General features: G+C 59.4%; 17 protein-coding genes. 10 read left to right on the plus strand and 7 right to left on the minus strand.

All coding sequences use genetic code 11. From position 1 onward, the window contains the following. Window positions 1–32 precede the first annotated feature (32 nt). From ACP8KU_RS05305 to mptB, 5 genes are all read right to left on the minus strand, one after another. A complete protein-coding gene (locus ACP8KU_RS05305; protein WP_023022432.1) occupies window positions 33–1,001 on the minus strand; it encodes a quinone oxidoreductase family protein in 969 nt (322 codons plus the stop codon). 57 nt (window positions 1,002–1,058) lie between these two features. Next, complete coding sequence (locus ACP8KU_RS05310) at window positions 1,059–2,087, minus strand: COX15/CtaA family protein (RefSeq protein WP_484484108.1); 1,029 nt, start codon at window positions 2,085–2,087, stop codon at window positions 1,059–1,061. A 70-nt stretch (window positions 2,088–2,157) separates the two neighbouring features. Beyond that, window positions 2,158–2,922, minus strand: coding sequence for an ABC transporter permease (locus ACP8KU_RS05315; protein WP_005279129.1), 765 nt, complete (start codon window positions 2,920–2,922; stop codon window positions 2,158–2,160). Between the two features lie 85 nt (window positions 2,923–3,007). Further along, on the minus strand, window positions 3,008–3,937 hold the full coding sequence (locus ACP8KU_RS05320; RefSeq protein WP_484484109.1) for an ABC transporter ATP-binding protein: 930 nt from the start codon (window positions 3,935–3,937) through the stop codon (window positions 3,008–3,010). A gap of 6 nt (window positions 3,938–3,943) precedes the next feature. Beyond that, window positions 3,944–5,668 carry a polyprenol phosphomannose-dependent alpha 1,6 mannosyltransferase MptB gene (gene mptB, locus ACP8KU_RS05325; RefSeq protein WP_284901933.1) on the minus strand — a complete coding sequence of 575 codons (1,725 nt, stop codon included), beginning with the start codon at window positions 5,666–5,668 and terminating at the stop codon, window positions 3,944–3,946. 215 nt (window positions 5,669–5,883) lie between these two features. Between mptB and ACP8KU_RS05330 the strand changes: the two genes are divergently transcribed. The 9 genes from ACP8KU_RS05330 (at window position 5,884) to ACP8KU_RS05370 (ending at window position 15,214) form a co-directional block, all read left to right on the plus strand. Continuing rightward, entirely contained in the window at window positions 5,884–6,621 is a 738-nt protein-coding gene (locus ACP8KU_RS05330; RefSeq protein WP_284901932.1) for a helix-turn-helix transcriptional regulator, read from the plus strand. After that, complete coding sequence (sufB, locus tag ACP8KU_RS05335; RefSeq protein WP_023022420.1) at window positions 6,618–8,057, plus strand: Fe-S cluster assembly protein SufB; 1,440 nt, start codon at window positions 6,618–6,620, stop codon at window positions 8,055–8,057. The genes ACP8KU_RS05330 and sufB overlap by 4 nt, the downstream gene beginning before the upstream one ends. Before the next feature lie 4 nt (window positions 8,058–8,061). After that, a complete protein-coding gene (gene sufD / locus ACP8KU_RS05340) occupies window positions 8,062–9,216 on the plus strand; it encodes a Fe-S cluster assembly protein SufD (protein ID WP_484484110.1) in 1,155 nt (384 codons plus the stop codon). Between the two features lie 29 nt (window positions 9,217–9,245). Further along, complete coding sequence (gene sufC / locus ACP8KU_RS05345) at window positions 9,246–10,004, plus strand: Fe-S cluster assembly ATPase SufC (protein WP_005279139.1); 759 nt, start codon at window positions 9,246–9,248, stop codon at window positions 10,002–10,004. A gap of 46 nt (window positions 10,005–10,050) precedes the next feature. Then, window positions 10,051–11,295 (plus strand): cysteine desulfurase, encoded by a 1,245-nt coding sequence (locus tag ACP8KU_RS05350; RefSeq protein WP_484484111.1) that lies wholly within the window; start codon window positions 10,051–10,053, stop codon window positions 11,293–11,295. Then, window positions 11,295–11,747 carry a Fe-S cluster assembly sulfur transfer protein SufU gene (gene sufU / locus ACP8KU_RS05355; RefSeq protein ID WP_005279143.1) on the plus strand — a complete coding sequence of 151 codons (453 nt, stop codon included), beginning with the start codon at window positions 11,295–11,297 and terminating at the stop codon, window positions 11,745–11,747. Before ACP8KU_RS05350 ends, sufU begins: the two co-directional genes overlap by 1 nt. After that, window positions 11,748–12,155, plus strand: coding sequence for a metal-sulfur cluster assembly factor (locus tag ACP8KU_RS05360; protein ID WP_005279145.1), 408 nt, complete (start codon window positions 11,748–11,750; stop codon window positions 12,153–12,155). A gap of 93 nt (window positions 12,156–12,248) precedes the next feature. Further along, on the plus strand, window positions 12,249–13,880 hold the full coding sequence (locus ACP8KU_RS05365; RefSeq protein WP_284610212.1) for an ABC-F family ATP-binding cassette domain-containing protein: 1,632 nt from the start codon (window positions 12,249–12,251) through the stop codon (window positions 13,878–13,880). 5 nt (window positions 13,881–13,885) lie between these two features. Further along, window positions 13,886–15,214: a DUF2254 domain-containing protein gene (locus ACP8KU_RS05370; RefSeq protein WP_484484112.1), complete on the plus strand. Its 1,329-nt coding sequence runs from the start codon at window positions 13,886–13,888 to the stop codon at window positions 15,212–15,214. Window positions 15,215–15,275: 61 nt separating this feature from the next. Here ACP8KU_RS05370 and ACP8KU_RS05375 read toward each other — a convergent pair whose 3' ends face one another. Both ACP8KU_RS05375 and ACP8KU_RS05380 read right to left on the minus strand, forming a co-directional pair. Continuing rightward, complete coding sequence (locus ACP8KU_RS05375; RefSeq protein ID WP_023017471.1) at window positions 15,276–16,640, minus strand: PFL family protein; 1,365 nt, start codon at window positions 16,638–16,640, stop codon at window positions 15,276–15,278. 1 nt (window position 16,641) lies between these two features. Then, window positions 16,642–16,911: an ACT domain-containing protein gene (locus ACP8KU_RS05380; RefSeq protein ID WP_034654051.1), complete on the minus strand. Its 270-nt coding sequence runs from the start codon at window positions 16,909–16,911 to the stop codon at window positions 16,642–16,644. Between the two features lie 115 nt (window positions 16,912–17,026). Here ACP8KU_RS05380 and ACP8KU_RS05385 point away from each other — a divergent pair, with 115 nt between their 5' ends. Next, complete coding sequence (locus ACP8KU_RS05385) at window positions 17,027–17,695, plus strand: SDR family oxidoreductase (RefSeq protein ID WP_023017472.1); 669 nt, start codon at window positions 17,027–17,029, stop codon at window positions 17,693–17,695. Window positions 17,696–17,708 lie beyond the last annotated feature (13 nt).

The following is a 17,708-nucleotide window of genomic DNA, read 5'->3' on the forward strand; positions in this document are numbered from 1 at the left end:
GCGAGCCCGTGTGGCTCGCGCTTTATTCTTCCTTAGTCCTGCTTTACCCGCAGAACAATAGAACCGGTGGTGCTACGCGATTGTAGGTCGCGGTGGGCCTGCTCTGCTTCTTCCAAGGGATAGGAGGCCGATACGTTGAACTTGAGGTCCCCGTCCATCACGGCCTGGACGACAGCTTGCGCACGCATCTGGAATTCGCCCTCTTGCGCCGTCCACGCGCCGAGCGAAGGCCGGGTCAAGAAGATGGAGCCATGCTTATTGAGCAGCTGCGGATCGATGGGCTCAACCGGGCCAGAAGCGGCACCAAAGAGCGCGACGGTGCCGCGCGGGCGAACGGCCTCGAGCGATTCGAAGAAGGTGGCTTGCCCCACGCCGTCATAGACCACATCGACGCCGCGGCCGCCATTAAACCGACGAACCTGCTCGCCCAAACCATCGCTGTAGCGAAAGACATGGTCGGCGCCGCACTTATACGAGATCTCTTCCTTTTCATCGGTGGAGACAACCGTATAGACCGTTGCCCCCAAAGAGGATGCCATTTGGGTCAACAGCTGGCCCACACCGCCCGCACCAGCGGTAATGAGGCAGGTAGCGCCTTCGCCAAGCTCATACACGCCGTGGGAAAGGAAGTGGGCGGTCATGCCCTGTAGCAGCATGGAGGCAGCGATCTCGGTGGGGAAATCATCCGGTACAGCGACAAGGCCGTTCCGGGGGACGCAGACCTGCTCGGCATAGGAACCAAAGGCGTGGTGCCATGCCACTAGGGAGCCTTCCGCAATTTCCCCCTTGGGATCGTGGACAACGCGCCCCGTTCCCTCAAAGCCAGGGATAAAAGGCGTCTGGGCGTTATAGATACCCTCGCGGTAGTAGGTATCGATATAGTTCACGCCCGCCACGGTGACATCAACTAAGACTTCGTCCTCACTAGGCGTGGGCGCAGGAACCTCGGCGTAGCGCAGGACTTCCGGCCCGCCCGTTTCTGTGATCTGGATAGCATGCATAAGGCCATGCTATCCCACAAAGCGCAGTAGCTGCAGAAAAATTGTGCTGTCTAAATCCTAGACGGCGGCGCGTTCCTCATTTAATGATTGCTGGCGAACGGCGTATTTATCGTCGCCGGCGGGAGAGCCCGAGATGAGGTCTGGCGTGCCACCGACGCGGTGGCGCCCGTGTGCCCAGAGCAGGGCGGTAAAGCCGGTGACCACGGCGGACATACCTATGTGGAAGGGGACCGTCCACCGCGGCACGCCCAGGTAGAACTGCAAGACGCCCACGGCCCACTGGATGAGGATGCAGACGATAAGGACCCACCCTGCCTTCTTGGTCTCCTGCGGGGTGCGGTGCTTGTACAGCAGGAAGACGGCAATGGCGGTAAAGATGAGGTAGACGTACATGCACATGGCGTGGGCGATGGCCATGGACTCGGTATCCACATCCAAGCGGCCGTCCATTCCCACGCCGGAGTCGCCGGAGTGGACGCCGGAACCGGTCACCATCGTCCCGGTGATCAGGACGATCGAGAGGGCGATGGTCGCGATGACGGCGAGGATGCGAATCGCTTGCGGGAACCGCGGCTGGGCGGTGCCATCATCGGGTTCTTTGATGCGGGCATACAGCATGCAGGCAAGCCACACCAGCACCATGGAAGGCAGGAAGTGAAGAGCCACGGACCACCAGCGCAGATCCAAGTGCACGGAGATGCCGCCGATGACGGCCTGCAGGACGATGCCGGCCACGTTGAGCCATGCATAGACCCTGAGCTCAGGCCGGCGGCACGCCATATACATGGCGATGACTGCCGCGCCTGCTGCGGCGGAATCGACGAAGGTGAGTAGGCGGTTACCAAATTCAATGATTTGGTGGATTGCCGGCGCGGCGCCTTCTACCGGCACCAAGGAACCAGGCTGGCATTGGGGCCAGGTGGGGCAACCCAGGCCGGAACCGGTGACGCGGACGATGGAACCAGATACGGTGATGCCGCCTTGGCAGAAGATCAGGATCAGCGCGATGAGGCGCTGTTGCTCCACGGTAGGGACGGCTTCTTTAAAAAAGCGTTTAGTTCTGGTCCAGTAATTCACAAGGTGCATCTTACTAGGGGGTGTGTAGCGAGCCGAAACCTTTGGCTCTGTTTCGCGGGGAACTGGGTATAACTCACATTTAGCCGTCGAAACGGAACCAACGAACGGCCGCATACGACGCCACCGCTAGCCACGCGGTCAAGGAAATGAGTTCGATGCCAGGAAAGGTGGAATTGGAGGCATCGGCAAGCGCGCCCGCTAGTGCCACGGTGGGCACGATGTTGAGCAGGCCATTATCGCCCAAGCCCTGGGAGTACAGGGCCCAGCCGACGATCGCCAGCAGGATAAACCAAATGAGGTTCGCCAGCGCGAGTACGGCCTCAGAGCTAAGGGTGCCGCCAAGCACCAAACCCATGGCGGTAAAGGCGGCGACGCCGAAAATGAGCGAGACGATCATGAGCAGGATGCCGGGCGCACTGATGCGCAGGCCCAAGGCAAAGGCCGTGGCACCGAGCACGAGAATCTGGAATACCACCATCGTCAGCACGCCGATAATCTTGCCGCCGATGATCGCCCACGCCGGTACGCCGGAGGCGCCGGTGCGCTTTAAGGCCCCGTAGCGGCGGTCAAAGGCGAGGGAGATGGCTTGCCCGGTAAAACCAGCCGAGGTTGCCGCCACCGCGAGCACCATGGGAAAGACCTCGTGCAGCCCATGCCCGGTGGATGATTCCAGGCGGGCGGTCCCAATCAGGATGGCGAGCGGGATAATGATGCTGAGCAATTGTTGCTCCCCGTGGCGCAGCATGAGCTTGGCCTCCATGCCGCCTTGGGCAAAGATGATGGCGCCCGCACTCGCTCGTTTGGGTGCCGGGCTGAAGGTGCCGGGGGAAAACGTTGCGCTCATAATCGGGGGCCTATTCCTTGAAAAATTTGAAGTGGCGATTGTAGGTACTGGTGATTTTAGGATGAAGACAGGACACAGGGTTTTATCAACTGCGCAAGTGCCTGCCTGTGAGGTCGAGGAATACTTCCTCGAGGTTCCGGTGGTGGGATTCCAGGCTTCGCAAAAGCACGCCTTGGCGGGCGAGCTCGGCGGCGAGGGCGGAAATTAGTTCCGGCGAACTGGGCTGGCTCACCCTGTAGTGCAGCGGCCGCGAGGCGGTCGTGGGGATGTCAATTCGCTGCAAGGCGTCCAGGTCAACTGCGGAATTTGCGCTAAAACTAAAACCGGCGCCCTCGCCCTGGGAGGTAAGTTCTGCTGGGGTTCCCTGCGCCACGAGCGCGCCGTGATCCATGATGGCGATGTGATCTGCCAGCGATTCGGCCTCATCCATCAGGTGGGTGGTCAATATCACGGTGACCCCGTCGCGCTTCAGGGCGCGGATCAAATCCCATACGGCGAGCCGGGATTGGGCGTCCATGCCCGCGGTGGGTTCATCGAGGAAAACTAGCTCGGGCCTGCCGATGACCGCGAGCGCGAGCGATAGCCGCTGCTGCTGCCCGCCGGAAAGCCGCCGATAAGGCGTGCGCGCAACGCCTTGCAGGCCCAACGTTTCGAGCAGCCATTCCGGCGGTAGAGGATTGGCGTTATAGCGCGCGGTCAATTCCAACATCTCTAGCACGCGGATGCCGGAATAAGAACCGCCGCCTTGCAGCATGATTCCCACCTTTTCGCGCACCCTATCGGGCTCGGTGCTGGGATCAAGGCCTAAGACCTTAATGGAACCGGTGGTGGGGTGGATAAAGCCTTCAGACATTTCGATGGTGGTGGATTTACCAGCACCATTGGGGCCGAGCAGGCAAAATATTTCGCCGTGTGCAACGCTCAGGCTGAGCCCATTGACGGCTGCCGTGGGGCCAAATTTCTTTACCACACCATCCAAGGACAGGGCGGGGCTTTCAGCTGGAATTGCATTCACGGGTGCCTAGTTTAAGACACGGATTCCGTTTCGGCGCATTGCAACCCACCACACTCCGGCTACCACGGCGAAAGCGCAGGCAGCGGCGATATAGATGGAAAGCACCGTTCCAGCGGGCAGGCCCAAGCCGCGCGGAAGGACGAAAAAGCTCATCGCGCCGGTATAGGCAACGACGCTAAACCGGAAGATGTGCCGGTTCGCCCACGCCGCCAACGGCAAAACGGCCCAGAGGATGTACCACGGGTGAACCACCGGGAAGAAGATGACGAGCACGAGGGTAGAGATTCCCAGCCCGCCCACGGGGTGGATATATCCGCGCAGCGTGGCAAAGAGCATGCGGGACATGAAGGCGACGGCGACCAAGACGCCGAAACTGCGCGTGATGGTCAATATGGCATCGGTGTGGTCCCCAAGGCCTAAAAACATGCCGAGGAAACCGGCGCCCACTCCCGTGGCCGTGGACAGGGAAAGCCAGGAGCGAATCGTGGCGGCTCCGCCTTGCCCGGTAATCCACCCGAGGTTAATGCCCGTGATGAGGCTGATGACCGCAATGGTGACTACGAGCACCGCGCCCTGCACGGCAATGGCTATAAATAAAGCCCGCCAGCGCGGTACGCGCGCCTGAACGTGCAGGTGGCGGGCATACGCCATGCCGATAAAGCCGAGCCCAATAAAGCCGGTGACCTTGACCATGCCGGCGCAGGATAGGAAAAAGCCAGAGGCTATTAGCGCAACGTAGGCTCCTCTTTTATCCTGCCCCAGCTTATCGATGCCCCTTAATCCAAGCTCCATGCCCAGTAACGACAATCCAAGCATGATGGATTCATTATGGATACCGCCGACGAGGTGAAGGATGGTCAGCGGGTTCAAGATGCCGAGCCATAGTGCGGAGGCAGGGGAGACGCGGCATCGCTGAGCAAGCTGTGTGATGGCCCAGCCGGCCACGATGATGCCCACGATGGAAAGTAGGCGGTGGGCGATGACGCCTAAGACAATGGAATTTCCGGTGATGATGCTGACGATGGCCGCCAGCCCCAAGGCAACGGGCCCATATGGTGACGGTGAATTCGCCCAGATAAACGGAACGGAGCGCGCGAGCTCGTTGCCAGCGCCCAAGAGCTGAACTGGGCCGGCGGAATAGGGATCCATCCCTTGGGCCACGATGGAGCCATTGGCCAAATAAGAATAGATGTCTTGGGTAAATAAGGGTGCGGTAAAGATGAGGGGGATGATCCACCCAGCCCACGTGATCCACAGCTGGCGCGGGGAGACCAGCCGGCGGGAGCGATCGCTGGCGGGCTCACCGGGTCGCGCCTGGCGCAGCGGGGTGCCCACGAAGGGGGCGAGGAAAATCCAGGCCGTAACTAAAAGCCCCACGCCCACCATGACGAGCGCAGACGAGGTCTGCAGCATGCGCGACATGAGGGAGCCGAAGGGCACATTGTCATAGGGGTTGCCCACTACAGGCAGTGCGCCTGCTCCCAAAGCGCCAAAGGCAATGAGGAGGGAACCGACGGTTCCGGCCCACCGCAAGATGAAAAAGGTGCGCTTTTGGGAGACCGTGGTGTGCTGCAGTTCCTCTGGCGCCTGGGTGATGAAATCGTAGCGAGTATCCCCGGCTTGCGCGCCGGTGCCTTCGGCGTGCAGCTGCGCGGAACGAGAACCTGCGGTGCCTAAGCGTGGCAATTCCGCCTTTACGCTCTCGAGCACTCCCCGTAGTTTCCCTTTCATGGCTTAAGACCTTACGCGAGGACCGTGGGGTGGGAAATTCACCCCCGCCGCCACGCCCGGTGACTGCAATGGTGGCATTCCGGAATGAATTAAGGAACACTAGTGTTGTCTAATGATGAAAGCGCAGTTATGGCGCTTGCGTAGCGACGGCATTTCCGGCGCGACGGAGCACGGTGACTGCAGGCAACTGACCTAAGGAAGGGAGGTTTTAGGGCATGGCTAACTCACAGCGCGCGGCAGCGGCGCATGTGGCGGTGAAAGAATCACGGTCCACGGATGGTGATACCCGCCGCCAGGTACTGCTGCTATTGCTTAAGGACGGCCCTGTAACCGCCTCTTACCTGGGTGAGCGCCTTGGTCTTTCGACCGCCGGGATCCGCCGGCATTTAGACATTCTGGTGGAAGAAGAACTAACGGAAGTTGTCGAGCGCCGTCCAGCTTCTCGTTCGCGGATGCACTCCGGAGCGGGTCGTGGGCGACCGGCAAAACACTTCCGCCTGACGGATCGTGGGCGTGCGCAATTTGGCCACGCCTATGATGAATTGGCTTCTGAAGCGTTGACCGCGCTGCGCTCTGCGGGCGGTTCAGAGGCTGTGAAGAACTTCGCTAAGGCTCGATTTGAGCGCATCATCGCCGATGTGCGTCCCCTCGTGGACGCGGAAGAATCGGTCGAGGAAGTAGCGCGCAAACTGGCTGAAACCCTGGATAAGCACGGGTACGCCGCAACCGTGGACCGTGCCGGCCAGGGCGTGCAAATCTGTCAACACCACTGCCCGGTTGCCCATGTGGCGGCCAAGCACCCTGAACTGTGCGAGGCAGAGCAGGAAGTCTTTTCCGCCCTCTTAGGCAAACACGTACAACCTTTGGCTTCTATCGCAGATGGCCACGGAATTTGTACCACGAATATCCCCTTGACACCTGTCAAAACTAATACTGAAAGGAGCGAGTCATGACCCAGGCACAATCGGCACCTGATAACAAGATGACCGATGATGAGATCATCGATTCTATTGGTGCGTATGAGTACGGCTGGCACGACTCTGACTCGGCCGGCGCTTCTGCCGCCCGTGGCCTGAACGAGGACGTTGTCCGCGATATTTCCGCAAAGAAGGGCGAGCCCGAGTGGATGCTGAACCAGCGTCTCAAGGCCCTGGATATCTTTGATAAGAAGCCCATTCCCACTTGGGGCGCGGATCTCTCCGGCATCGACTTTGACCAGATCAAGTACTACGTCAAGTCCACCGAAGAGCAGGCGCAGACCTGGGACGACCTCCCGGATGATATTAAGGCCACCTACGATAAGCTGGGCATCCCTGAGGCAGAAAAGCAGCGCTTGGTTGCCGGCGTGGCCGCACAGTACGAGTCTGAGGTTGTCTACCACCAGATTCGCGAAGACCTGGAAAGCCAGGGCGTTATCTTCGTCGATACCGATACCGCGCTGCGCGATTACCCAGAGCTTTTTAAGGAACACTTCGGCACCGTTATTCCTGCCGGTGACAATAAGTTCTCCGCGCTTAACTCCGCAGTGTGGTCCGGCGGCTCCTTCATTTACGTCCCGAAGGGCGTACACGTTGATATCCCGCTGCAGGCCTACTTCCGTATTAATACCGAGAACATGGGCCAGTTCGAGCGCACCCTTATCATCGTGGATGAGGATGCCTACGTTCACTACGTGGAAGGCTGCACCGCGCCCATCTACAAGTCGGACTCCCTGCACTCCGCGGTGGTGGAGATCATCGTGAAGAAGGGCGGCCGCTGCCGCTATACGACGATTCAGAACTGGTCCAGCAACGTCTACAACCTGGTGACCAAGCGCACCAAGGTGGAAGAGGGCGGCACCATGGAATGGGTCGATGGCAATATCGGCTCCAAGGTCACCATGAAGTACCCGGCCGTGTGGATGACCGGTCCGCACGCTAAGGGTGAGGTGCTTTCCGTCGCCTTCGCTGGCGAAGGACAGTTCCAGGACACTGGTGCAAAGATGACGCACATGGCGCCCTACACCTCCTCCAATATCGTCTCCAAGTCCGTTGCCCGCGCCGGTGGCCGCGCTGCTTACCGCGGCTTGGTGCAGGTCAACCAGAATGCGCACCACTCCACGTCCAACGTGGAATGCGACGCCCTGCTCGTGGACAATATCTCGCGTTCGGACACATACCCGTATAACGACATCCGCAACGAGTACGTCACGTTGGGCCACGAGGCAACCGTGTCGCAGGTCTCTGAAGAGCAGCTGTTCTACCTCATGTCCCGCGGCATTGCGGAAGAAGAAGCAATGGCAATGATCGTGCGTGGCTTCGTTGAGCCGATTGCTAAGGAGCTGCCGATGGAGTACGCCCTCGAGCTCAACCGCCTCATCGAACTGCAAATGGAAGGATCGGTCGGCTAAAGAAATGGTCGCTTCGAACGAATTCAATCCGGATAAGATCACCAAGGGTGACGTCTTTACCTCTACCAACGTGGAGGATTTCCCGGTACCGCACGGCCGCGATGAGGTCTGGCGCTTTGTTTCCCTGCGCAAGCTGCGGGGCCTGCACAACGGGGAATTTGCTCAAGCGGTTGCCCAGGACGTCAAGGTAAGCAAGCACCCAGGCGTTTCTGCGGAGACTGTAGACCGCGACGATGAGTGCCTTGGCCGCGTGGGCAAGCCTTCTGACCGCGTGGCCGCCCAGGCATGGACCTCCATGCCGGAAGGTCAAGTGGTAACCGTTGACCCTGAGGTGCAGGTGGAAGATCCCATCACCATTACCTTTACGGGCAAGGGCGAAGACGTGACCTCATTCGGCGCCACCTCCATCGAGGTTGGCCACCATGCGGAGGCCACCGTTGTGCTGAAGTACGTCGGCTCTGGCACCCACGCGGATAACGTGGAATTCATCCTTGGCGATGGCGCACACCTGACCGTCATCGTGGACGTCGACTGGGAAAACGACGCGGTGCACCTGTCTAACCAGGTGGCCCAGGTGGGACGCGATGCCGTGCTGCGCCACAACTCCGCCATCTTCGGCGGCGAGGTCGTGCGCATCGTCCCGCGCGTGAACTTCACCGCTCCCGGCGGCGACGCCGAGTTGCTGGGCGTGTATTTCGCGGACTCTGGTCAGTACTTCGAAAACCGCATGCTCGTGGATCATTCGGTTCCTAATTGCCGCTCCAATGTCCTGTACAAGGGCGCCTTGCAGGGTGAGAAGAAGAACGAGGCTCGTACCTGCTGGGTAGGAGACGTGCTTATCCGCTCCAACGCACAGGGCACCGATACCTATGAGACGAATAATAACCTCATCCTCACCGACGGTGCGCGCGCAGACGCCATCCCGAACCTGGAGATTGAGACCGGTGAAATCACCGGCGCCGGCCACGCCGCAACGGTTGGCCGCTTTGACGATATCGAGCTGTTCTACCTGATGTCGCGCGGTATTCCGGAGGCAGAGGCTCGTCGCCTCATCATTCGTGGCTTCTTCAATGAGGTCATCCACCGCATTCCGGTGCAATCCCTCTCCGAGGAACTGGAAAACCGCATTTCTGAAGAACTGGAAAAGATCTCCGCTTAACGCACTTACAGAAGGAAACCCACAAAACTATGTCTACTCTGGAAATTAAGAATCTCCACGCCCAGGTTCTGCCGAATGAAGAAAACGGCGAGCCCAAGGAAATCCTCAAGGGCGTCAACCTCACCATCAACTCCGGCGAGATCCACGCCATCATGGGCCCGAACGGCTCCGGCAAGTCCACCTTGTCCTACACCATTGCTGGTCACCCGAAGTACGAGGTCACCGAGGGCGAGGTGCTTCTCGATGGCGAGAACCTCCTCGACATGCCCGTTGACGAGCGCGCTCGCGCCGGCCTGTTTTTGGCCATGCAGTACCCCACCGAGGTGCCGGGCGTAAAGGTATCGCAGTTCATGCGCTCCGCCGTGACCTCTATCCGCGGCGAGGCCCCCAAGCTGCGCGAGTGGAATAAGGAACTTACTGAGGCTCGCGAGAACCTGAAGATTGATAAGTCCTTCATCTCCCGCTCCGTCAACGAGGGCTTTTCCGGTGGCGAGAAGAAGCGCCACGAGGTCATGCAGTTGGACATCCTAAAGCCCAAGTTCGCGGTCATGGATGAGACCGACTCCGGCTTGGACGTTGACGCGCTGCGCATTGTCTCTGATGGCATCAACCGCTACCAGGATGACACCAATGGCGGCATCTTGATGATTACCCACTACAAGCGCATCCTGAACTACGTTCAGCCTGATTTCGTGCACGTATTCGCTAACGGCCAGGTTGTAAAGACCGGCGGGGCCGAGCTGGCAGACCAGCTCGAGTCTGACGGCTACGACCAGTTCCTGCAGTAAAGACCAGCCCAGCGCTGGTTCATCCTCGATGAATCGAAGAAGTTTTATGTCTGGATTTGATGTAAACGCAATTAGGGAGCAGTTCCCGATCCTGCAGCGCACCGTGCGCGGCGATAAGCCGCTGGTGTACCTGGATTCGGGGGCTACCTCCCAGCGCCCACTGCCGGTGTGGAAGGCAGAGGAGGAGTTCGTTCTCCATACCAACGCCCCCGTCCACCGCGGCTCCTACCAGTTGGCCGAGGAGGCGGATAACGCCTATGAATCGGCCCGGCAGGCCATCGCGGCCTTCGTTGGCGCGGACCGCGATGAGATTGCCTTTGCCAAAAACGCCACCGAGGCGCTCAATGAGGTTGCCTATACGCTTTCCGATGAGCGCGCGGGCGAGCTGTACGTAGGAGAGGGCGATACCGTCGTCATCACGGAGCTTGAGCACCACGCCAACCTCGTGCCGTGGCAGGAGCTCTGTGAGCGCACCGGTGCCACCTTGAAGTGGTACTCGTTGACTGACGATGGTCGCATCGACCTGGATTCGCTCGAGCTCGATGAATCCGTCAAGGTCGTTGCGTTTACCCATCAGTCCAACGTCACTGGCGCGGTTTCCGAGGTCGAGGAAATGGTGCGCCGCGCCCGCGCGGTGGATGCCATGGTGGTGCTCGATGCCTGCCAGTCCGTCCCGCACATGCCGGTAGATTTCCATGCCTTGGATGTGGATTTTGCCGCCTTCTCGGGCCACAAGATGTGTGGCCCCAATGGTGTGGGAGTGCTCTACGGCAAGGACGAATTGCTGCGCAAGCTTCCCCCGTTCCTCACGGGTGGCTCCATGATCGAGGTAGTGAAGATGGAAGGAACCACCTTCGCGGAACCGCCAACGCGCTTTGAAGCCGGCACGCAGATGACCAGCCAGGTCGTCGGCCTCGGCGCCGCGGTGAAGTTCCTCGAGGAGGTGGGGATGGATAATATCCATGCCCACGAGCAGAAGCTCACCGCCTATGCCCTGGAACAGCTTCGTGAGATTCCGGGGCTGCGCATCATCGGCCCAGAAACGGCTGAGAACCGCGGCGCGGCCATCTCCTTTACCGTGGAAGGCGTTCACCCGCACGATCTGGGTCAGGTTCTGGATGACCAAGGCGTATCCATTCGCGTAGGCCACCACTGCGCGTGGCCGCTGCACCGCGCCTGCGGTGCGCAATCGACCGCGCGCGCTAGCTTTTACCTGTACAACACGGAAGCCGAAGTAGATAAGCTGGTAGAAGCCATTAAGGCCGCCCGCGATTTCTTTGGAGTTGCCTAATGAATCTAGATTCGATGTACCAAGACGTGATCTTGGATCACTATAAAAACCCGCAACACGCGGGGTTGCGCGAGCCGTTCCAAGCAGAGGTTCACCACGTGAACCCCTCGTGCGGCGATGAGCTCACGTTGCGCGTCAACCTTTCCGCGGACGGCAAGACCGTTGAAGATGTGTCCTACGACGCCGAAGGTTGTTCCATTTCGCAGGCATCGACGTCCGTCATGGCGGAAGAGATCGTCGGCTTGCCCTTGGAGGAAGCCAATAAAAAGCTTGCCGAGTTTGAAAAGATGGTCACCTCGCGTGGCCAGGATGAAGGCGATGAGGACATCATCGGCGATGGTGTTGCCTTTGCAGGTGTTTCTCAATACCCGGCACGAGTTAAATGCGCGCTGCTAGGGTGGAAGGCTTTTCAGGCCGCCACCGCAGATGCGCTCAATGAAGTGGAGAAGTAAATGACCGATCCCGTAGATCCTTACCAGAACGAGAATTCGTCCTTCAGCGCAGGCGGTGAGCGGCCAGAGCAGACGGAAGAACAGCTGTCGAAGGCCTTTGATATCACCGAGTTCATGCGCGATGTCATCGACCCAGAGCTCGGCATCAACGTCGTTGACTTGGGCTTGGTCTATGACCTGTGGCTGGAAGAAGAGGACGGCAAAGAGCTCGCCATGATCAACATGACGTTGACCTCGCCGGCCTGCCCTTTGACCGACGTCATTGCGGAACAGGTTGAGGACATCGTTACCGGCAAGAAGCTTGCCGATGGCGTGCGTATCAACTGGGTCTGGATGCCACCCTGGGGCCCACACATGATTTCCGAAGAAGGCCGTGAGCAGCTCCAAGCTCTGGGCTTCGCGGTTTAATCACCACGGAATATTTAAAAGGCGGCGGTAGTTTTACCGCCGCTTTTTTGCGTGAATTAGTGCCTTGGCCTTTGGTTGCTAGACTGGCTTGTCGTGATTGTGACCAATGATTTTGAGGTACGCGTAGGCGCCCGCACGCTTCTCGATGCCCCCGGACAGCACCTCCGCGTCCAGCCCGGCGACCGCATCGGGCTAGTAGGCCGCAATGGTGCGGGAAAGACCACGACCATGCGCATCCTGGCAGGCGAGACCGAGCCTTATGGCGGTACTGTCTCTCGTTCGGGTCCGATTGGTTACCTTCCGCAAGATTCGCGCGAAGGCAATATCGAGCAAACCGCGCGCGAGCGCGTGCTTTCCGCCCGTGGGCTCGACGATATTAAGCGGCGGATGGCTAAGCAACAAGAGCTGATGGAAACGGCCACGGATGAGAAGTTCCGCGATAAGGCCATCCGCAAATACTCCCGCTTGGAAGAACAATTCGACTCCTTGGGCGGCTATGAGGCCGACTCCGAGTGCGCCCAAATCTGCGATAACCTAGGCCTGCCACAGCGCGTTTTAGACCAAAAGCTCAAGACACTATCGGGCGGCCAACGCCGCCGCGTGGAGCTGGCGCAGATCCTTTTTGCAGCCAGCGAAGGCTCGGGTAAATCCCAGACCACGTTGCTCCTGGATGAGCCCACTAACCACCTGGATGCGGACTCCATCGTCTGGCTCCGCCAGTTCCTGTCCAAGCACGAGGGCGGACTGGTCATGATTTCCCACGATGTCGAGTTGCTCGAGGCCGTGTGCAATAAGGTCTGGTTCCTCGACGCGGTGCGCGGCGAGGCGGATGTCTACAACATGGGCTATAAGAAATACCTCGATGCCCGCGCCACTGATGAGGCGCGCCGGCGCCGCGAGCGCGCGAATGCGGAAAAGAAGGCCTCCGCGTTGCAAAAGCAGGCCGCCAAATTGGGTGCTAAAGCCACCAAGGCTGCAGCGGCGAAGCAGATGCTGAACCGCGCCGAGCGCATGATGAATGACCTCGATGAGGTGCGCGTTGCGGATAAGGTAGCCAATATTAAATTCCCCGAGCCCGCCCCGTGCGGCAAGACACCCATGAATGCCAAAGGCTTGACTAAGATGTACGGTTCGTTGGAGGTGTTCGCTGGCGTGGACCTGGCCATTGATAAGGGCTCCCGCGTCGTTGTCCTGGGGTATAACGGTGCCGGTAAGACCACTTTGCTCAAGCTCTTGGCGGGGGAGGAGCGCACCGATGGCGAGGGTGGCATCGTCAGTGGCCACGGTTTGCGCATTGGCTACTTTGCGCAGGAGCACGACAATATCCATCCGGAGAAGAGCGTCTGGGAAAACACCATCGAGGCCTGCCCCGATGCGGACCAGCAAGAGCTGCGCGGGCTGCTGGGAGCGTTCATGTTTTCCGGCGATAAACTGCAACAGCCTGCCGGAACGCTGTCTGGAGGTGAGAAAACCCGCCTGTCGCTGGCTACGTTGGTCTCCAGCCGCGCGAACGTGCTGCTTCTCGATGAGCCGACCAATAACCTCGACCCCATCTCTCGCGAGCAGGTGCTCGACGCGCTCAATACGTACACGGGTGCCGTCGTCTTGGTAACCCACGATCCGGGCGCAGTGAAGGCGCTCGACCCTGAGCGGGTGATCATCATGCCGGATGGCGATGAAGACCTGTGGTCCGATGAGTACATGGAAATCGTCGAGCTGGCTTAAGCCTGATGAAGACGCTGATCGAGAGGATGCCCGCCTGGCGGGATAAGTTTTGGGTCATTCCCGCCGTAGCGGTAGCGGTAGCCGTCGTGGCGGCCGAAGGCATGTTGGCGCTCGACCGCAACTTCGATCTGGCGTTCTCTCGACTCTACGACGGTAGTGCGGAAAGTGCCCAGGGCCTGCTCACCGCCGTAGCAACCGCCACGCTGTCTCTGGCCGGCACCCTGTTCTTTATCACCCTGACCGCGCTTTCCGGCGTGGTGACGGTGATGGGCCCGCGCCTATTGCACGAGTTTTTAAAGGACCGTTCCATCCAGTCCACGCTGGGGATCTACCTGGCGACTTTTACCTACTCGCTGCTCTCTCTGCGTGCCGTGCGCGCCGGCGGCGAGGGCAAGCAAGAACACGTTCCCTCGCTGAATGTCGCTGTCGACATCGCCTTGGCGCTGATATGCGTGGTCTTTTTGATTTATTTCATCGTCCATATCGCGCAGTCCATTAGCATGTCTCATGTAGTGCACGTGGTGGCCCAGGATGTGGAAGAGCACATGCGGCGCCTCATTGAGCGCGGCGAAGAAGAAAAGGTTGCCAAGGCACCAGGTTCGGATTTCTATGAATCCGCCGATGCAACCCGCAGCTCCCAAACGGGCTACCTGAAATTCGTGGACTACGAGTCTATTGCCCAAGCGGCCGCCGAAGAAGAGTGCGCGGTTCACCTGGGTGTTGCCCCGGGCGATCTCGTGCTAGAAAGCGAGGTCATTGCTCACGGCGTGCCGCACATGCCGGAAAACATTGAAAAGCACATCGTGGTCACGCAGCACCGCGAGGATGCCTCTGCGCACGACCCTCGGTTTACTGCCCGGCACCTCGCAGAGATTGCTGCTCGCGCTCTCAGTACCGGCGTCAATGATCCTTATACGGTCATCGACATCATTGACCGCTTCACGCAAATCTTGGTGGTCATTGGGGACAAGCGCTTGCCGCAGGGGATTATGCATATCGATGGCGAGTTCCGCTTGGACTATCAAACCTTTAGCTACGAACAGATCATTGAGGCGATGTTCACCCAAATCCGCCGCGATGCGGCCGATAACGCCGAAATCTACCTCAGCCTGCTCAACAACCTAGCCAAGGTGGTCGCGCTGCTTCGCACCGTGGAACGCCGCAATGTCCTAGATGAAGCAGCGGAGGCCATCTACTCCGATGCGGGCCGCCAGGTCGGCGGCGAGGTGGAATTGCGCCAGCTAGAAGATTCTTTTCAGCACTTCAAAGCAAACCTCGCCCGGTGGGAAGAATCCGAAAAGCCGGGCGAGGAGAATGAAGACTCCGAGTCCTAAGGGGAGCTTGTTGCGCTTGTCCTAGGCGCGCTTCTCCCCCTAGGTGTGGATTACTCCGCGCCTAGTTGCGGAATCCGTGCACCGGTGCGGGGATAAAGCCACCGCGGTTGATGAACTGCGAATTGCCCACCTGATTGACCGGGATGATCGGTGCGTAGCCCAAAAGCCCACCGAAGCTGACCTCGTCGCCCACCTTGGCGCCAGGTACCGGAATGACGCGCACGGCGGTGGTCTTATGATTCATCACGCCGATCGCGGCTTCATCCGCAATCATGCCGGAAATCGTGGCCGCAGAGGTATCGCCAGGCAGTGCGATCATGTCGAACCCGACCGAGCAGATGGAGGTCATGGCCTCCAACTTGTCCATGGAAATGGAGCCGGACTTTACGGCATCGATCATGCCCCTGTCCTCAGAGACCGGAATGAAGGAACCGGACAATCCGCCCACGCGCGAGCATGCCATCATGCCGCCCTTCTTGACGGCATCGTTAAGCAGCGCCAATGCCGCCGTCGTGCCGTGCGTGCCCACCTGATCGAGGCCCATGTGCTCGAGGATATGTGCCACGGAGTCGCCGAGTTCTGCCGTGGGGGCCAAGGAAAGGTCAATGATGCCGAAGGGAACGCCGAGGCGCTCGGAGGCCATATTGCCCACGAGCTGCCCGGCGCGGGTGATCTTGAAGGCCGCCTTCTTTACTTCCTCAGCCACCTGATCCAGGCTTGCGCCTTCCAAGGAGCCGAGGGCGCGGTCCACCACGCCGGGGCCGGAGACGCCAACGGAGACGACGCAGTCAGGCTCCTCGATGCCGTGGAAGGCGCCGGCCATAAACGGATTATCGCCCACGGAGTTGGCAAAGACGACGAGCTTGGCGCAGGCAATCGCGGAATTATCCTTGGTCAGCTCAGCGGCTTCCTTGATGACCTCGCCCATCTGCTTCGTCGCATCCATGTTGATGCCGGCGCGAGAGCTGGCGATATTGACCGAGGAGCACACTACGTCCGTCTCGGCCAAGGCTTCGGGGATGGAGGAAATGAGCTTTTGCTCTGCGCTCGTCGCACCCTTTTCTACCAGCGCGGAGTAGCCGCCGACGAAGTTAACGCCCACTTCCTTCGCGGCCTTATCCAGCGCCCGCGCGGCATCGACGGGGTTGCCGTCCAAGCCTGCGACAACGAGGGAAATGGGGGTGACGGAGATGCGCTTGTTGACGATCGGGATGCCGAGCTCACCTTCGATGCCCTCGCATACCTCAACCAAGCGGCCCGCTTGCTGCGTTACGCGGTCATAGATGGCCTGGCAGGTTGACTCCATGGTCGAGCGCGTGCATCCCAGCAGGGAAATGCCCATCGTCACGGTGCGGATATCGAGACGATAGTTTTCAATCATCTCGATGGTGTCCAAGATATTGGTGGTATTAAAACGCGTGCTCATGTTAAATCTCGTTCATGGCGGTAAAGAGGTCTTCGGACTGAATGCGGATGGATTGCTGCTTTTCCTCCGCAACCGGGCGCATCCGCTCCTTGATGGTCTGGATGGATACGGCATCCGCATCGAATTCAACGCGGAGGATCATGGTGAAATAGTCACCCATAATGGTCTGCGAGACATCAATGACGTTGATGTCCAGATCAGCAAGAGTCGTGGTCACTGCGGCAATGATTCCGGTGCTATCGGCACCGGTGACGGTCATAATGGCATACATAACCAGTATTCTATCTGGTTCGGTGGGCAACGCTCGCACCACGGTCGCGGCATGTTCTGGCACTGCTGAAAAGAACCGCTGCAGCATAAAAATCGCGCTGTTACCATGGGGCGCTATGGCTGATACCAAGAAAAAGGTTTTGTACATCGGTGGACACGGCAAGGTTGGCCTGCTGGCGGCTCCAAAATTAGCGGAAGCTGGCCACGAGGTTCACTCGCTTATCCGTAACCCAGACCAGAAGGCCGATATTGAGCAGGCCAACGCTACGCCGGTTATTGCAGATATTACCGAGCAGTCCGTTGACCAATGGGCCGAGCTATTCGCAGATTATGACGCAGTTGTATGGGGTGCCGGAAACGGCGGCCGTGGCGGCGCGGAACTGACGTGGGCCGTCGACCGCGACGGCGCATTGGCCGCCATCGAGGCCCTGGAAAAGCTGGGCAAAGACGTTCCTCAGTTCGTCATGATTTCTTATGTCGGCTCCCAGGTTGCGACGACGGACCCAGCCGATGAAAAGTGGTACGCCTATGTGGAGTCCAAGAAGGAAGTGGACAACCGCTTGGCCGATAGCTCTATCCCGCACATCATCCTGAAACCCGCTGGCCTGACGGAGGAGCCTGCGCAGGGGCTGGAATTTGTTGAGGACAAGATGCTGCAGGAGGGCCAGACCTCTTCCCGCGACTTGGTGGCAGACGTCATCGTAGAGGTACTGGGCCGCGAGGAGCTTCCAACGTCTCCAGTCGTATTCGTTGACGGCGACAAGCCAGTCAGCTCGATTAAGTAATAGTTAGCCAGGC

Source organism: Corynebacterium sp. LaCa_282 (assembly GCF_057198125.1).

Coding starts and splice junctions, on each gene's coding strand:
- sufB (WP_023022420.1), top strand. CDS start 6,618: ATGACCCAGGCACAATCGGCACCTGATAACAAGATGACCGATGATGAG.
- ACP8KU_RS05350 (WP_484484111.1), top strand. CDS start 10,051: ATGTCTGGATTTGATGTAAACGCAATTAGGGAGCAGTTCCCGATCCTG.
- ACP8KU_RS05310 (WP_484484108.1), bottom strand. CDS start 2,087: ATGCACCTTGTGAATTACTGGACCAGAACTAAACGCTTTTTTAAAGAA.
- sufU (WP_005279143.1), top strand. CDS start 11,295: ATGAATCTAGATTCGATGTACCAAGACGTGATCTTGGATCACTATAAA.
- ACP8KU_RS05375 (WP_023017471.1), bottom strand. CDS start 16,640: ATGAGCACGCGTTTTAATACCACCAATATCTTGGACACCATCGAGATG.
- ACP8KU_RS05330 (WP_284901932.1), top strand. CDS start 5,884: ATGGCTAACTCACAGCGCGCGGCAGCGGCGCATGTGGCGGTGAAAGAA.
- ACP8KU_RS05370 (WP_484484112.1), top strand. CDS start 13,886: ATGAAGACGCTGATCGAGAGGATGCCCGCCTGGCGGGATAAGTTTTGG.
- sufC (WP_005279139.1), top strand. CDS start 9,246: ATGTCTACTCTGGAAATTAAGAATCTCCACGCCCAGGTTCTGCCGAAT.
- ACP8KU_RS05360 (WP_005279145.1), top strand. CDS start 11,748: ATGACCGATCCCGTAGATCCTTACCAGAACGAGAATTCGTCCTTCAGC.
- mptB (WP_284901933.1), bottom strand. CDS start 5,668: ATGAAAGGGAAACTACGGGGAGTGCTCGAGAGCGTAAAGGCGGAATTG.
- ACP8KU_RS05315 (WP_005279129.1), bottom strand. CDS start 2,922: ATGAGCGCAACGTTTTCCCCCGGCACCTTCAGCCCGGCACCCAAACGA.
- sufD (WP_484484110.1), top strand. CDS start 8,062: ATGGTCGCTTCGAACGAATTCAATCCGGATAAGATCACCAAGGGTGAC.
- ACP8KU_RS05380 (WP_034654051.1), bottom strand. CDS start 16,911: ATGTATGCCATTATGACCGTCACCGGTGCCGATAGCACCGGAATCATT.
- ACP8KU_RS05385 (WP_023017472.1), top strand. CDS start 17,027: ATGGCTGATACCAAGAAAAAGGTTTTGTACATCGGTGGACACGGCAAG.
- ACP8KU_RS05305 (WP_023022432.1), bottom strand. CDS start 1,001: ATGCATGCTATCCAGATCACAGAAACGGGCGGGCCGGAAGTCCTGCGC.